The sequence below is a fragment of the Paenibacillus sp. Y859 genome (genome assembly GCF_056786405.1).
The window spans coordinates 205,693-221,834 of record NZ_JBXCIZ010000001.1; the positions used below are offsets into that span (position 1 = coordinate 205,693).

Consider the following 16,142-nt stretch of genomic DNA (forward strand, 5'->3'; position numbering starts at 1 on the left):
ACCGCATGCTGGGATGGTTATACTTCATGCATAAATATAAACAAGGGGGAAATAACATTGGATTTCGGTTTATTATTAGAGTATGGATGGGTATTACTTGTACTGGTTGGATTAGAGGGCTTACTTGCAGCAGATAATGCGCTTGTGTTAGCAATTATGGTGAAGCATCTTCCAGATGAAGAGCGTAAAAGAGCACTCTTCTACGGCTTGGCAGGCGCATTTGTGTTTCGCTTCGCTTCATTGTTCGTTATCTCATACTTAGTAGACATTTGGCAGGTTCAGGCTATCGGTGCCCTTTATCTATTATTCATCGCCGCAAATCATATTGTAAGAAAAATGGTTTTCAAAAAAAACAAAACAGAAGAAGTGCTGCCCGACGGTTCAACACAACCGAAGAAGAATGCTGGCTTCTGGCTCACTGTTATTAAAGTTGAGATAGCTGACATTGCTTTTGCCGTAGACTCTATTCTAGCAGCTGTAGCATTAGCAGTAACCTTGCCGAAAACTTCACTTCCGAGAATTGGAGGATTGGATGGTGGACAATTTTTAGTTGTTCTTGCTGGAGGTTTAGTTGGAATGATCATTATGCGTTTCGCGGCATCCTACTTCGTGAAGTTACTACATTCTCGTCCTGGTCTAGAAGTTGCTGCCTTCATCATTGTCGGTTGGGTGGGCGTTAAGCTCGCTGTGATCACCCTTGCTCACCCATCCCTGGCCATTGTATCTGAATCATTTGCACATAGCACTGCTTGGGAAATTACCTTCTATGCCGTACTTATCTCAATCGCAACATTAGGCTGGTTCCTAAGCAGCAAGAATGAAGAACTATATGAGGAGCATAACTAACAGTATATTAAATTTTCCTTAACCTTTTACTACTGTTTAGGGTGGAGGATGATAAAAGATGGATTATATGAAATTAGGATCGCGCTTACGTCAAGAACGACATAAGCATAATCTTACACAAGAAAGATTGGCGGAGAAAATCGACGTTTCTCATGCCTATATAGGACAGATTGAACGCGGTGAACGAAGCCTCACTCTCGAGACTTTGATCAAATTAGCAAATCAATTAGATGTCACGGCTGATGAACTACTTCTCGAGTCCCTCAAGATGAAAGACAACCATTTTATTCAGAAAATCACAAAATTATTGCAAGAACGCTCGTTTCATGAACAGCAAATGGCACTGAATATGCTTGAGGTTATGTTTACTCATCTTGATCAAATGGACTCTAGTAAGTAAAGAAATAATGAAGAGGGGCTGCCTCAAAAGTCATTGTTATGACTTTTGGGACAGCCCCTTATTATATACGGAACATTATGATCAGAATCACTTTAACTTGTCACTCTAAAATATAAACTATACAGAAGCGAATATGGAGAAGGAGATGATACTTCATGGGGTCAAATATACAGAAGTACCCACACACATTGTTAGGTGCAGACATTTTGTTAGAAGCTTTACTACTACAACAAGTTGATACCATCTTTGGTTACCCAGGTGGAGCCGTACTTCCAATTTACGATGCACTTTATCAATGCAACGAGATTAGACATATCCTTATGAGACACGAACAAGCCGCAGTTCATGCTGCGGATGGGTATGCTAGAGTTACTGGTAAACCAGGTGTTGCCTTGGTTACGTCTGGCCCAGGAGCAACAAATGCCATCACTGGAATCGCAACAGCTTATATGGACTCGATACCTATGGTCATACTAACAGGCCAAGTCTCCACAGATCTGATTGGACGCGACAGCTTCCAAGAGGTCAATATATATGGTATGACGATGGATATCACGAAACATAACTATATGGTCATGGATGTAACCGAACTACCACGAATTTTAAAAGAAGCTTTTTACATCGCTAATACTGGAAGACCAGGTCCTGTCGTTATTGACTTACCAAAAAATATAATGAACACCTATGCGCAGTTTATCCAGCCAGAGGAACCGATACAAATCAGAGGATATGATCCCAATCCACTAATCGACGAGCTGACAATCCGCCACATTGTGGAGAAAGTTAATCAAGCCAAACAGCCTATCATCATGTGTGGGGGTGGCGTTATTTCATCCGGCGCATCCACCATCGTACGTGAACTGGCTGAATCCGCCCAAATACCTATTGTGAGTACCCTTATGGGTATAGGCGCTTTCCCTTCCAATCATCCGCTCCATTTAGGCATGCTTGGTATGCATGGTACATTTGCTGCTAACAAAGCGATTCATCAAGCCGATCTACTCATTAGTCTAGGAGTTCGCTTTAGTGATCGTGTAACAGGCAAGATGAAGTCATTCTCACCCCATTCATATAAGATTCATATCGATATTGATGCTGCAGAGTTGAATAAAAATTTATCTGTACAGCTACCTGTTGAGGGGAATATTTCAGAAGTTGTATCTCGTCTCATGAAACATCACCCACAAGGAGATACGAAACAATGGGTATCCGTAGCCTCCTCGTGGCAAAAGAGGGTTCCTCGCTTTGATCATTCGAATAGTATGTTGCAACCTCAGAAGGTGATTCAGCTAATCGATGAGATGACAGATGGAAACGCGATTGTCACTACGGATGTTGGGCAACACCAAATATGGACGGCACATCATTATGCATTCAATTATCCACGATCATTTCTAACCTCAGGTGGACTAGGAACGATGGGTTATGGGTTCCCGGCGGCTATTGGAGCGTCATTGGCTGCACCAGATAAGCAAGTAGTATGTATTAGTGGTGATGGAAGTTTTCAAATGAATTTACAAGAATTGATGACGGCGGTAGATTACCAACTTCCTGTCAAAGTAGCTATTCTGAATAATGGTTACTTAGGTATGGTACGACAATGGCAAGAATTATTCTATGAACGTCGCTATTCTTCTGTTCGACTCTCATCTCCCGATTATGTGAGATTCGCACAATCTTATGGAGCTACCGGTCTAAGAGCACATACATTAACTGAAGCACAAGACATTATACAACTCGCTTTCTCCACCCCTGGTCCTGTCATTATGGAATTTGACGTTACTGAAGAAGAGAATGTCTATCCGATCGTTCCACCCGGACAAAGTAATAGTGATATGATTTTTCCTGAATAGTACGGAGATTGAACAATTAAGGGACATCCATCTGTCTGCTTTATCAGCTCGGAATGTCCCTCTTGTTGCTGACATTGGCACTGGAACTGTATCCGTATCTGCAACACCCGATCCTGCTCTTACGAATCAGATGGTCTGGGATATTCAGTGGAACTATCTCGTTCCCTTTCAAAGATGATGATGTGTATTAGGCTTGTTCCTAAGTAGTAAGCATGAAGAACTTCATAAGGATCATAACTAACAGGATCATTCCTATGAGCAATATTACGATACGTAGCGCTTTTAAGGTTTGGTCTCTTTTTCTCTTCATTGGTAGAATTGGTAACGTTGCTGCAACTTCTTCTGTTCTCACTTTATTGTTTCTTATCTGCGCTCTATACGATGCATACAATAGAATTCCACAATGATCACAGAATTTCCCTGTATCACTGTTCTCAAAGTTACATTGTAGACATTTCAATGTTCATTCTCCTTTCATAGATTAGCTGAGCGAAAAATCAAAAAACAATCATATGAGCTATTAAATAACAACCCATTATAGTAATTATATACCATATGAAACTATCAGTAAACACATTGAAACTAACAGTATATTAAATTTTCCTTAACCTTTCACTAATGTTTAGGGTGGAGGGTGATAATTGATGGATTATATGCAATTGGGATCGCGGTTACGTCAAGAACGACTTAAACATAATTTAACCCAAGAAAGATTGGCGGAGAAGATCGACGTTTCTCATGCCTACATAGGACAGATTGAACGTGGGGAACGAAGCCTCACTCTCGAGACCCTGATTAAATTAGCCAATCAATTAGAAGTCACTGCTGATGAACTACTTCTCGAGTCCCTCAAGATGAATGACAACCTTTTTATTCATAAAGTTACAAATTTATTGCAAGAACGCTCGTTACATGAACAGCAAATGGCCCTGAATATGCTTGAGGTTATGTTTACTCATCTTGATCAAATGGACTAAGAAATAACGAAGAGGGGCCGCCTCAAAAGTCATTGGTATGACTTTTGAGACAGCCCCATATTATTATCGTTATCAGTTACTTCTATTCTTTTATTCCTAATCATTCTCCTCAAAGATATTACCTACAATTTCCTCGAGTATATCCTCAACAGTGATTATTCCGGCTGTACCACCATATTCGTCTATAACAACGGCCATATGAACTTTGTTTTTTTGCATTTCAATAAATAATTTATCGGCACCTTTGAATTCAAGGGTAATATATGGCTTACGGATGATTCTCTTGATATCAAATAAATCAGTATCTGTACCATTCTTCAAATAACGAATCAAATCTTTACCATAGAGAATTCCCACAATATTATCAATATCATGCTCATATACTGGAAATCGGCTATATTTCTCCATAATAATAAGATTCGTAATATGCTTAAGTGATGCATCTAGCGGAATAGCCACCACACGATTTCTATGGATCATAATATCAGAAACTGATTTATTATCTAATTCAAAAATATTGTTAATCATCACTTTTTCTAATCCCTGAATCGTTCCATTCTCATTACCTACGTCAACCATCATACGAATTTCTTCTTCTGTCACTTGTTCTTTATCTGCATTAGGATCCATACCTAGCATTCGAACAACCAGGTTCGTTGAAATGCTTAATAATTTAACAAATGGTGATGATACCTTCGACAGAATCGTCAGGGGGCTTATCACGAACAATGAGATAGCCTCTGCCTTTTGCATAGCAATTCTCTTGGGAACCAGCTCACCCAGTACTAATGTGAAATAGGATAGGATGAGTGTGATCACAACCAGTGAGATCGTCTCTAATAACGGTAAAGAAATTGGGATTCCCATTTCATGAAATAACAGTGCAAATCCGCCAGCAAAGCTCTCTGCTGCAAAAGCACTTGCCATAAAGCCGGCTAGCGTTATTCCGATTTGTATCGTTGCCAGAAACCGACTTGGTTCGCTCAAGAGATTTTGCAATAGTATTGATTTTTTATGACCGGTATCAGCCATCGCTTTAACCTTATTGTCATTTATCGTGATTAAGGCCATCTCAGAAGCGGCAAAGAATGCATTTATTAATATAAGTATAAATAGCACAACAAGATTAATAAGCAATTGTATTCCCTCCATATGATTTAGTTTAGTTCCACCCTAAATTTCATATGGAGTACTACATTCTCAAATAATACCAACTATCACCTGGATCATCATCCATTATCTTGTCACCTCCTTAGGCTTTTCGAATATATACTGCCCTAATTATACCAACTAATTATTCAATTTCAAAAAGTCGGTATTGAATGGTTGCTTTTCGTATTTGGTGTCACATTTATTATACAAAAAAAGAAAGACCATCAAGCAGTCTTTCCTCTGGAAGTATTATTTAGCAGATACCCATTTCCTTATATATTCTGAGCATATCTTTCATCTGGAATTTTACTTAGAACGACATAGAGACTGGTCGGAGCATTGCCTGTATTTTTGAAAGAGAAATGCTCGTCCCCCTCGCATGAGATGACATCATCCTTAACTAGATGGGTATCTTCTCCATTCACCGTAACCGTCCCGCTTCCATCAAGTACTAGAATAAATACGGATGCCCCAGGATGTTGATGTGATGGTAGCTCTTGTCCAGGCATAAAGTTTAGTACAAAGACAACACTCCCACCACTTTTGAACAGAATTCTTTTAGTGAATTTATCTTCTAGATATTCTTTGATCGGTTGTAACTCTTTCTTTTCCATGATGATAACCTCCGATTTATGATATTGTCTTCGTTCATATTTCAACTAACTTCATGCTAATAAAATTCTTGTTTAGAACCTAATGTCATCTTAATCGAGTTATGAAGACGTCATTGTGATTTAGGTCACATTAATTGAGAACTGTTCTCAATTAATGTGAGTCATCGTGTTCGTGAATACATTTGTATTTTTAAAAATATACTTAGACTTGGCATAACCATTCTATTGGTGATCGCGTCTATATAGATGTAATCTGGATTAATATCTATATTTTAACTTTGAAAGGATGAGCAGTATTGTTAAAAAGATCTACTCGTACCATTCACCGCACTTCTAAAGTCGCCCTACTTGGAGCGATAACCTGTACTTTACTCATGCCACAAGGATTTGCTTTTGCCGACTCTGTGACTACAACTTCATCTGTATCTGTATCTGGAACTTCATCGAGCTCTGATGCGGTCATGACAGATCGTATGAGATTAGCCATCGCTCCTGGAGAAATGGTCATTTCTGAAGCTGCAACACCAGATCCCGCGAAAGTTAAATTCACAAAAGAAAAGGCAGTTGCAAAGGTTAGAGAGTTATTTCCAGCACTAAAGAATGCCGAAACAACGAATGTCACCTTAGGTAATAACAATACCTACCCTGCCCCTGAGAACCAGATGGTCTGGGACATTCAATGGAGTTATCAGGTAGGCACTTCCGGTTATGGGTTCAATAGTCAAGTGGATGCTATTACAGGGGATTTAATCAGTACATACATTTCATTCCCTCTTGAGAGTGAAGAAGCGTACTATCCCCCAAAGTTGTCTAAAGAACAAGCTTTAATTGAAGCCAAAAGTTTTATTGCTAAAGCAGCCCCATCGATTTCAATAGGTGATCTTCAAGTGAATGATGTAGATTATGGATATGCGAATCAAGCCTTATTCGGACCTGTTCAATATTCATTCTATTTCACAATAAAGAAGAACGGAATTCCTTCTCAAGCGGATGCTCTGAATATAACTATTAATTCCAATGGTCATGTCGTGCAATTCTCTAAACCTTCTGAATCTATGAGTTATCCATCATCTGTCGCAAAGATTAGTGAGGCTGAAGCTAATAAGCGATTCAAAGATGAATTAGAAGTTGGATTATACTATATTCCAATTCGTAAAAACAATCAGAAAACAGACTGGATACTTGGCTATCGCCCAGCCCCTAACTCGACCTACTCTATGGATGCTTTGACAGGAAATAGATTATCCATCGAGGGTACTACGATTCCATCGACATCTATTACGTATTCAGACGTTCCTCAGACCAAAGACAAATTCATTACTCGAAGCAATAAGACCCAACTCAGTGGTGAAGAGGCAGCTCAACTAGTTCAGAAAGTCTTTGTGATACCTGGTGACTTCAAATTACAGCACCAATCACTTTCACCTTATTATTACAACTCTGAGCAGAAGATATGGAATCTAAACTGGAGAGAAAATGTATATTCTGGCCAGCAGACTTATTATAACGCCGAGGTTGATGCAGATACTGGTGAAATAATAGGATTCCGAATCAATGATTTCGGTGAAACTGGATCGAAACAGAACGTCACTATCCCCAATGGACTCACAAAGCTATCCAAAGAATCCGCTAAGCAAAGATCTATCGACTTGATCAACCAGTTATATGCTAATGCTAGTCAAGAATTAAAGATCATTGACCATGAAGATAGCTGGAACTTCTTAGCGGAAAGCAATCAATACCGTTATGAGTTCCAACGCTTCTACAAAGGAACTCCAGTAGGTGATAGCACAGTAACCATCATCTTTGATATCTTCGGAAGGCTGCAATCCTATTCAGCATATCGAAATGCTGGATTGGAAAAGGTCATAGATCAGCCGGTCATTAAGGTATCTAAAGAAGAAGCTCTAGAGTCTTATCTAAACCTATATGCAATGAAGTTACAGTATTCACGATTTGGTGGGTACATCTATAGCAATGCAAATACGAAAATGGAGCTAAAACTAGTCTATACTCCTGAACCTACCGATCCCATTAGATCCTATCAAGTTCTAGATGCTGTCACTGGTAAATGGGTAACTCAATATGAGAACATCGGGAAAGCGAACGGTACCATCACGCCAACAGATCTGTTAGGTCATGGGGCAGAAAAGGCACTTACCACTCTCGTTGACTACGGTATCCTGACACCTGATCAAGATGGAAAGATACAACCTGATGAAGTGATTACCGTAGCCGATTGGCTATCCATGATCGTTAAATCCATAACACCTTATTATGATAGCTACAATTATAGTGCAGAACAAAAGTCAGTTGCCGGTATAGATCCAGACCATTCTATTTATGGCATTGTGAAATATGCCGTGGAGCGTCAATGGATTAAGAACGACAGTACTTTACAACCGGATTACGAACTAACTAAAGAACAGCTAGCCGTTCTATTGACATCCATTGTAAACTATAATAAATTAGCCTTACATCTGCAGAATGATACGACCGTTAGCCAATTCAGTGATGCCAAAGCCATCAGTAACAAAGGTGCTGTTGCAGTTGTTACTAAGCTAGGCCTAATGCAAGGTGAGAATGGTAAATTCAATCCACAACAAACGGTAACCAGAGCACAAGCTGCTACCGTTATTATGAAACTTGTCGAGATCCAAGGTAGGACTGACCAAGCAATTGGTCAGCGTTAATACCTAATTGTAATCTACACAATTAAAGATAAATGTAACGAAAACTTATACTTCCCTATATTTATAAAAATCCCCTAGGTGCGGAACTTCCGTACCTAGGGGATTTTGTCCATGTTAACCGGAGTACTCGCTATTACTGACTACTCTTTCATCTCTTCGAATGAAGCATCATATATTCTAAACATCGTCTTATAGCCAGATTCATCGATCTTTATGCCTGTATCCAGTCGTCCCGTGATTTGTAACGGTCCAGATTTATATCTTAACTTCACGTCATCAGGTACAAATACAATCATGATCTTGTTCCAATACGTCTCATCACCATTATCAAATGGACATTCAGCACCGGGCTCTGGAATAAGCAGAAACCAATGCTTGTCAAAAGAAAGTACTTCACCCATGAACCCTTTGATCGTGACCGTCGATCCTTTCAAGTCCCAGAATCGATTAGAAGGTGTCGTCTGGTCCTCCCCATCGAAAAATTCTGACCAGCCTATACTAGTGTTCCCAGTTGATGTACTCTTAGCTGGCACTGTATGCTTCACTTCACTTTTGGCTGTGATTGAACTATCCTCTGGTGTGGATTCAGTGTCTTTTTTCACAACATCTTTCTGTAGTGAACTTGCTACTAGTTTAGTTACTTGGTCTGCTGCTATATCTTTGTCTTTGTCTTTGTCTTTGTCTTTGTCTTTGTCTTTGTCTTTGTCTTTTTCTGTTTCTGTTTCTTTCACTTCAACTTGATCTTCCGTTATGTTCTCAATCTTGCTAGCCTTTATAGTTGCTGACTCCGACTCAGAAACGGTATTATTCACCAAATCTTCTGAACTATTATTTTCTATCGAGATGGATTCAGCTTGTTCAGCTTGTTCAGGCTCTTCTCCTGCTTCAACCTCTTCACCTTCGGATGCTTCCTGATATAAAGTAGAGAACGACTGCGCTGTTTCTTCCACTTTAATGGATTGACCACAAGCCTGAAGAAGTAACGAAAGTAATAACAATAGTAAGATTCCTAATCTCTTCATCTCTGCCCCCTATGCTTTAAATAATGTGAGTGGATTCATTCGATATGTCTTATATGCAGGTCCAATAGAAGCCATTAACCCCATAATCATGGTTCCTAACACAATGTATATATGGCTTGCTGTCCACAATAGCGGATTGATTTGAATTCCTCCATAAGCAAAAAGTGTATCCTTCAGCAGAAATCCACCCACATGTCCAAGGATCAGTCCTATAATAAGCCCCGTTGTCGTTAAGAGTAATCCTTCACCAATCAGAGTCATCCAGACATAACTCTTAGATTTCCCTAATAGCCTTAACAAGCCAACATCCTTCGTCCGTTCATTCACAGCGGCAACTAGCGATAGTAAAACAGATATAGCAGCTAGCACAATGCAAAGACCTGTCACTATATTTAGAATCTGTGCCCCACTATCCACTAAATTCACAACATCTGCTACAGCTTTACTCGTGTATACGGCTTGAACTTTGTCGATATTATCTAGCTCTTTTTTAAGAGACTGTGCGCCGAGAAGCGATTTAGGTTTTACGAGAATAGCCGTTATTTCTTTGGAATCATCCACCGTTTCATGAACGGCCCAAGCATAATCAACGGTTGTGAATACCGCTCGATCATCTGGCGTATTTAATGAAGGAAGAATGCCAACCACGGTGTATCTAAGATTAGCGTGACTATCAAGCTCTTCTTCATGCACTGTTCCACCGTGCTCGCCTTCATCTTCATCATTCACATGATGAATTTCCTGATCAATCAGACCATGGGCTCCAGCGAATGTATCTCCTAATTGGAGTCCAAGAGTCCTTGCCACATAGGATCCAATAACAACTTCACCTGTCTGCTTATATAAGCCTCCATTTTGGAGTTTCTGATCTCCATACCTTGTAAGGAAATATTCAGCATCGATTCCGACGATTGGATACCCATTGTAATGATCACCTGTCGTCATAGGATAAGCCTTTTCTACTTGCGAATCATCCTTTACGATCTGAAGAACAGATTCAGGAATATTACCTGTAGGTATTCCCACGTGGTAGAACGTACTTAATACCAATTGCTGTTGGCTACCATCTGCACCGATAACGACATCAAATGGTCCATACCCCTTCTTCGCACCTTGCTCTACACTTTCTTGTGAAAGACTGAGGAGCACAATGAATGCGACAGTAACTGCAATAGAACTCATCGTGAGCAAGGAAAGAAATTTGCGGTGAAATATATTTCGAATCAATAGACGAAATAGACTCATTACCCCATCTCCTCCTTAATAGGATGAATTGTCGAAACCACTCCTTCTGGGCTTGACCATCTATCATATAATAAGGAATTCGAATGGTTATGCGCACGGGATTGAACAAGATTCAATTCATGAATATGCTGAACTCGATGAAAGCGATTAGCCATATTTAAGTCATGTGTTACAACGATTAAAGTATGCTTGTCACCGGCACACAGTTCCATCATTAAATCTGTGATCTCATCGGCTGTTTCCCAGTCTAAGCTACCCGTAGGCTCGTCAGCTAATACAAGCAATGGTTCATTGATTAATGCTCTAACGACCGCCACCCGTTGCTGTTGACCTCTAGACAGTTGAGATGGAAGATGGTTCATCCGATCTTGTAATCCTACCTTTTCAAACCAATCACTAATCGATGCATTGATTTCCTTTTTGGATTTCTTAACGGACATAATGATCTCCACATTTTGCCTCGCGGTCAAGGAGGGAATCAGGTGGAAATCCTGTAGAATATAGCCTATTCTTTTACCTCTAAACTCATCTCTCGCAGCCTCCTTTAACAAATGTAAAGGTTGACCATCTACGTATATTTCTCCTTCATCCACGCTCAGAATCCCACTGATTAAGTGCAACAATGAGCTTTTACCTGAACCACTGGGACCGATCAATGCGACTTTATCCCCCTTCGCGACATGCCATTGAGGGATGTTCAGTATAGGGATATCCTTGCCAGCCACTGTGAATTGTTTCTTAATACCATTCATTGTAAGCAACTTCTCGCCACCCCTCGCCACAAAATAATAGAAACAGGAGAATGAATTCCCCTGTTCCTTCTCTTTAACTCACTTTATTTATTTCAATAAAAGTCGTTCGGATAATGTGTCCCACTTCATGGTTTTCCCGGAAAGTTGATTAAAGGCTGTAAGAGGAAGATAAAGAGTATTATTATCGACATCTACCGTAAAGGCTCCATTTTTCCCATTGAATTGTATGGCATTGGTTTTCAAATTGATATTCATTGTGTTCTTTTGATAGACGATTGTAACCATGTCCTTATCAGATGTGTATGTGCCTCCAAGTGCCTCAACTAATGCCTTCGCTGGATAGAGTACTTCTTTCTCACGACTCACTTTAAACTTAGGATACAAATATTTCGATTGCAGCTCAGCTGTTGCCTTTTTCAAATCAACACCAATGACATCGGCACTTGCTAATGCAATCTGTGTATTGTCAATTTGACCTTTCACTTGGTCTGCAATCGGACCGTATGCCCAGACTCCAACATCTACTGCGGAGTGTCCGTGTCCTGACCAACCAACTAGTAAGCGTTTGGAGATGACTGCATTGTACCCGCCCTCACGCTTGTAAGAAGATCCGTCTCCATCCATAATGATTTGCGCTTCTTCATCTGAAAGATCAGTTATCCAAGTATTCCCGGATACAATAGCTTTAATCTCTGCGATAGATTGGGCAGCTTCTAATTTACTAGCAATGCTTTCTGAAGAATGCTTCTGTTTATCCCACAAGTCGATATTCACTTCATATATGTTATCACGAGACAATGACAAGCCACCTGTTTCATGATCGGCTGTTACAACTACCGATGTATTACCATCTTTCTTAGCGAAATCAATAGCCACTTTGAAAGCTGCATCGAAATCAAGAGTTTCCTGAATCATCGACGGCAAATCATTTGCATGACCTGCATGATCGATTCGTCCACCCTCAATCATGATGGCGAACCCCTCCTCATTCGTTGACAAAATTTCAATTGCTTTAGATGTCATCGCTGCTAGGCTAGGAGTATCTTGCGTGCGGTCTGGGACATAATTAACATGTGAACTTCCGAATAATCCGAGTACTTTCGAGTTCTTCGCAGTTAATGCTTTCAAATCTGTCGCCTTTTGAACTACCGTGTAGCCATTAGCTTCAAAATCAGGAATGATATTCTTATCTGTACGTTTGCCCTTTTCATCTTTGGTTACAAAGAAAGATTGGCCTCCACCTAGCAATACGTCTATTCCACTTGTTACATATTGTGAAGCAATAGCGGATTCATTATCCCGACTGCGAACATGTGTAGCATATACAGCTGGAGTAGCATGGGTAATGCGAGCAGTTGTTACTAGTCCAGTAGACTTTCCACTTAATTCAGCAGCTTCAAGTACAGATGCGAATGGTTTGGCTACGTCTTCGTTAGATACACTTATGGCCGCATTGTATGTTTTGTTTCCCGTTGCGAATGCAGTTCCAGCAGAAGCCGAGTCTGTTACAATCCCAGAAACGATAACTCCGCCATCATCTCCTCTATCCGCAAATGTAGTTGCTTGACCTACATAGTATGGATCTATATTCAAACTCTGTTTACTAGCCTCATGTTGTTGATAATATCGTGTTGCAGCCACTTGTGCAGGTCCCATACCATCTCCAATCAATACGATCAGATTTTTAGATGTAGCTTTCTTTGCTGCACTAACTGAAGATTTCTGATTCTCCATTACTATGGTACCTGTAGCGACGATCGATAGTGCCAATCCACCCAAAGCTAAACGTTTGAATATTTTATTCATTCATTAATCCCCTCTCAAACTATGTTTCTGATAGATTATCAAAACATATCGTTCTTGATTTGATAATCTGTCATTTAAGACCATCTTAATAGTAAAATGTGTTCGAAATGTTAAATGAAATGAGGATTTTGATTAAATATAAAAAAACAACCAACCTTATATGGTCAGTTTCAATTGAAAACATTTATTAGCGCTTTGGAGATTCGCTTATGTTTCATCTTATTGGAGAACCCTCAAGTCCCATCATTTCTAAAAAAAAAGGACGCTCATCAGGTGTATTATTCGGTGTATGCAATGCTAATAGAAGCTTTCCCTCAAAAGTACGAAACACCATTCCATGACCACCATCATTTTGATATACGGCTTCATTCGCTTGTATCCACGGTCCCTTTATTTCACCCGTAACCGATTCTGCAAGACCAAGCGCATACGTGTTATCGATAAAACTCGCCCATAGCATACGGAGTTGTCCCTTGTTCGTACGGAATACATATGGACCATCGGTAACATAGTTGATAGTGTCCGGATAACGTGGTGAAATAAAGGGTGTCGTCCACGCTGCATCGGAAGCTGTAAACAAAAGAATGGGTTCACCTATAGTAGAATGTAAATCATCACTTAGCCGAACGATACATACTTCTCCATCACCCACTTGCTGCCATTCATGACAGAAAACCATCCAAGGAATTCCCTGCTCGTCTACATGTAAAGAACCATCTAATGAACTCCATTCCTTCGGTGTGACAGGTCCATCACTATGTAGAGTAAATGGGCCCAGCAACTGATCACTTACTAATATAGCTGTACCTAGCAAGTCATTATCTCTTCTACGAAATGTTGCAAACATATAGTATTTATCCTTGTAAGCATAGACTTCTGGAGCCCAAAAATTTTTGTCTGCGAAGAAGTTTTCATCAGGACGAAATACAGGAAATGGCCCCTCCCAGTTACTTAAATCTGTACTTACGTAAGCATCAAAACCAGTCCCTTTTCCCCAAATATTAGCGTCTGTACTTCCATACATATAGTATTTGCCTTCTTCCTCCCTTGGAACGATAAATGGATCACGAATTTGAATATCCTTTATAGTTAGTAGATTCATAAGTAACTCTCCTCCTTACTCATAGGTTGGATGAACGACACCAATATCTCGAACAGTCACAAGCTGACCATCCCTATAGTCAAGCTGCTCATTACCCTTCACTGTAAAAGAAAGCTCAAGTCCTTCAAATTTCAACTCACCACTAACCGATTGAAGAGTCATCCCAATAATGCTCTGCAATTGACCATTACGATCAGTAACCACTCGAATTCCTGACGGAAATACTAGCTTTAGCTCTCCATTACGATAAATTTGACATTCAACACTTGTATTAATAAATTCAAAGGTATGGTCATTTACCTTCCTACGATAAGCAAGATCACCTGTAATCTGCTCTCCATGATCCACATCATATGGAAGTACACCTGTGAACCATACCGTCTCATCTCTTGTTGGTAGAATACCTGATAGTCGCTCAATATAATCTAATACAGCAAGAATGGCTGGAGAATAAACCTCTGTGAAGCCCTCCTCGCCCGTCCATGGACTTATTGCTTGAGAGAATCTCGTCATTCTCGCCATCGCAGCCATAATAGGGAACATCACCCATGTTAATTCAACATAGCGATGATGATGCTCAAAGGCATGAGCAGTACGGATAATACTCAAGAAGTTACTTGGTCCTGCCCAGCTATTATAGCTATTATGTGGATCGTATCTCGGATCATCCAATGCAATAGACGGATATGGGTATTTAGCAAAGAATTTTCTAGTATTTAATAAATATTTACTTAACATGTTCTCGAAAAATTCTGAATTCCCAACTTCACAAGCCATCACTCGCAAGAGCACATCAGATTGTATGCGTACATATTGATCATTCCGATCACGATCATAGAAGAAATAATCTTCCTCATCAAAGCAATACTGGAATAGGCTCTTTAAGCTTTGCTGCGCTTTCTCGTCCCAGTGGCTTCCATCTTCCCCTAACTCCTCAGCCATTGTCGCTAAGTAAAGTCGCTGACAATATACATTTGCCGTTAAATCGGGTGCTAGGAACGGAAGGATTGGCGAATTGGGATTACATTGCGTTGAATCATTTAGATGTGGAGTATCAGCAACATGCCAGAAGCGTGGAGACAAATCATGACCTGTATCAAAAGCGCTAAATGCTTCTACACAACCTGTTTCTCTCGTATTTCTATATTGCACTAACCAGTCATCGTATTTAACCATTGCATCGTACATCGTACGTAGAAATAGTCTGTTCTTACCATGCAGCTTATAGTGATTCCACACACTGCGAGCAAGTGGAGTCACCAGCTGAATTTGACGATACGAGGGCCCGTCCTTTGTAATTTTATAAGGGAGCATTCCATCTTCTCGTTGATATTTGGCAAAGGATAAATAAGTTTCCTCAGACACAGAAGGCAGAAAGCGTGATAATAGCTCCGCATTAATTGTACCTGTACTTTCCAGCCAACAGCCGAAATAAATTCCACCCTCATGCAACATGGGTTCTTTAGCCAGTGTGGGTACGATACAATCTAATAGCTTACGAATTGCTTGATAATAGACGTGTTCAAGTTTATTACTTTCTGCAACGAAAGAAACATTGAATGCTTCCCATTTCTTCATCACATCATGATCCGTTTCTTTTCCAAGTTCCCCCATTCGATCTTCTACAGATAATGACCGCAACCTTTCTAATAAGGCACTCTTTCCCATATGACCTATTCT

Annotated in this window: 14 protein-coding genes; 5 read left to right on the forward strand and 9 right to left on the reverse strand. The window is 40.1% G+C overall.

Annotated elements, in window-relative coordinates; all coding sequences use genetic code 11:
• Positions 1–57: 57 nt before the first annotated feature.
• The 3 genes from AC1TO8_RS01115 (at position 58) to ilvB (ending at position 3,099) form a co-directional block, all read left to right on the forward strand.
• Entirely contained in the window at positions 58–846 is a 789-nt protein-coding gene (locus AC1TO8_RS01115) for a TerC family protein (protein WP_482053780.1), read from the forward strand.
• A 58-nt stretch (positions 847–904) separates the two neighbouring features.
• On the forward strand, positions 905–1,246 hold the full coding sequence (locus AC1TO8_RS01120; RefSeq protein WP_482053781.1) for a helix-turn-helix domain-containing protein: 342 nt from the start codon (positions 905–907) through the stop codon (positions 1,244–1,246).
• A gap of 155 nt (positions 1,247–1,401) precedes the next feature.
• A complete protein-coding gene (ilvB, locus tag AC1TO8_RS01125) occupies positions 1,402–3,099 on the forward strand; it encodes a biosynthetic-type acetolactate synthase large subunit (protein WP_482053782.1) in 1,698 nt (565 codons plus the stop codon).
• 199 nt (positions 3,100–3,298) lie between these two features.
• On the opposite strand, the gene AC1TO8_RS01130 is transcribed toward ilvB, so the two are convergent.
• Entirely contained in the window at positions 3,299–3,559 is a 261-nt protein-coding gene (locus AC1TO8_RS01130) for a hypothetical protein (RefSeq protein ID WP_482053783.1), read from the reverse strand.
• Positions 3,560–3,743: 184 nt separating this feature from the next.
• Between AC1TO8_RS01130 and AC1TO8_RS01135 the strand changes: the two genes are divergently transcribed.
• Positions 3,744–4,076, forward strand: coding sequence for a helix-turn-helix domain-containing protein (locus AC1TO8_RS01135; protein WP_482054470.1), 333 nt, complete (start codon positions 3,744–3,746; stop codon positions 4,074–4,076).
• Positions 4,077–4,172: 96 nt separating this feature from the next.
• On the opposite strand, the gene AC1TO8_RS01140 is transcribed toward AC1TO8_RS01135, so the two are convergent.
• Positions 4,173–5,213, reverse strand: coding sequence for a hemolysin family protein (locus AC1TO8_RS01140; RefSeq protein ID WP_482053784.1), 1,041 nt, complete (start codon positions 5,211–5,213; stop codon positions 4,173–4,175).
• A 287-nt stretch (positions 5,214–5,500) separates the two neighbouring features.
• On the reverse strand, positions 5,501–5,842 hold the full coding sequence (locus tag AC1TO8_RS01145) for a cupin domain-containing protein (protein WP_482053785.1): 342 nt from the start codon (positions 5,840–5,842) through the stop codon (positions 5,501–5,503).
• A 296-nt stretch (positions 5,843–6,138) separates the two neighbouring features.
• Here AC1TO8_RS01145 and AC1TO8_RS01150 point away from each other — a divergent pair, with 296 nt between their 5' ends.
• Positions 6,139–8,535 carry an S-layer homology domain-containing protein gene (locus AC1TO8_RS01150; RefSeq protein WP_482053786.1) on the forward strand — a complete coding sequence of 799 codons (2,397 nt, stop codon included), beginning with the start codon at positions 6,139–6,141 and terminating at the stop codon, positions 8,533–8,535.
• Between the two features lie 140 nt (positions 8,536–8,675).
• On the opposite strand, the gene AC1TO8_RS01155 is transcribed toward AC1TO8_RS01150, so the two are convergent.
• The 6 genes from AC1TO8_RS01155 to AC1TO8_RS01180 all read right to left on the reverse strand — a co-directional run bounded on the left by AC1TO8_RS01155 (position 8,676) and on the right by AC1TO8_RS01180 (position 16,130).
• Positions 8,676–9,557 (reverse strand): hypothetical protein, encoded by an 882-nt coding sequence (locus AC1TO8_RS01155; RefSeq protein WP_482053787.1) that lies wholly within the window; start codon positions 9,555–9,557, stop codon positions 8,676–8,678.
• A gap of 9 nt (positions 9,558–9,566) precedes the next feature.
• Positions 9,567–10,802 (reverse strand): ABC transporter permease, encoded by a 1,236-nt coding sequence (locus AC1TO8_RS01160; protein WP_482053788.1) that lies wholly within the window; start codon positions 10,800–10,802, stop codon positions 9,567–9,569.
• Positions 10,802–11,584, reverse strand: a complete 783-nt coding sequence (locus tag AC1TO8_RS01165) for an ABC transporter ATP-binding protein (RefSeq protein WP_482053789.1) — start codon at positions 11,582–11,584, stop codon at positions 10,802–10,804. The genes AC1TO8_RS01160 and AC1TO8_RS01165 overlap by 1 nt, the downstream gene beginning before the upstream one ends.
• Before the next feature lie 57 nt (positions 11,585–11,641).
• Positions 11,642–13,360, reverse strand: a complete 1,719-nt coding sequence (locus AC1TO8_RS01170; RefSeq protein WP_482053790.1) for an alkaline phosphatase — start codon at positions 13,358–13,360, stop codon at positions 11,642–11,644.
• Between the two features lie 214 nt (positions 13,361–13,574).
• Positions 13,575–14,462, reverse strand: a complete 888-nt coding sequence (locus tag AC1TO8_RS01175) for a glycoside hydrolase family 43 protein (protein ID WP_482053791.1) — start codon at positions 14,460–14,462, stop codon at positions 13,575–13,577.
• Between the two features lie 15 nt (positions 14,463–14,477).
• The gene (locus AC1TO8_RS01180; RefSeq protein WP_482053792.1) at positions 14,478–16,130 is read right to left on the reverse strand and encodes an MGH1-like glycoside hydrolase domain-containing protein; all 1,653 of its coding nucleotides are present in this window, start codon (positions 16,128–16,130) and stop codon (positions 14,478–14,480) included.
• Positions 16,131–16,142 lie beyond the last annotated feature (12 nt).

Excerpts from the sequence above, each read along its gene's own strand:
- AC1TO8_RS01180 (WP_482053792.1), bottom strand. The coding sequence starts at position 16,130 with ATGGGAAAGAGTGCCTTATTAGAAAGGTTGCGGTCATTATCTGTAGAA.
- AC1TO8_RS01175 (WP_482053791.1), bottom strand. The coding sequence starts at position 14,462 with ATGAATCTACTAACTATAAAGGATATTCAAATTCGTGATCCATTTATC.
- AC1TO8_RS01135 (WP_482054470.1), top strand. The coding sequence starts at position 3,744 with ATGGATTATATGCAATTGGGATCGCGGTTACGTCAAGAACGACTTAAA.
- AC1TO8_RS01120 (WP_482053781.1), top strand. The coding sequence starts at position 905 with ATGGATTATATGAAATTAGGATCGCGCTTACGTCAAGAACGACATAAG.
- AC1TO8_RS01160 (WP_482053788.1), bottom strand. The coding sequence starts at position 10,802 with ATGAGTCTATTTCGTCTATTGATTCGAAATATATTTCACCGCAAATTT.
- AC1TO8_RS01170 (WP_482053790.1), bottom strand. The coding sequence starts at position 13,360 with ATGAATAAAATATTCAAACGTTTAGCTTTGGGTGGATTGGCACTATCG.
- ilvB (WP_482053782.1), top strand. The coding sequence starts at position 1,402 with ATGGGGTCAAATATACAGAAGTACCCACACACATTGTTAGGTGCAGAC.
- AC1TO8_RS01145 (WP_482053785.1), bottom strand. The coding sequence starts at position 5,842 with ATGGAAAAGAAAGAGTTACAACCGATCAAAGAATATCTAGAAGATAAA.
- AC1TO8_RS01155 (WP_482053787.1), bottom strand. The coding sequence starts at position 9,557 with ATGAAGAGATTAGGAATCTTACTATTGTTATTACTTTCGTTACTTCTT.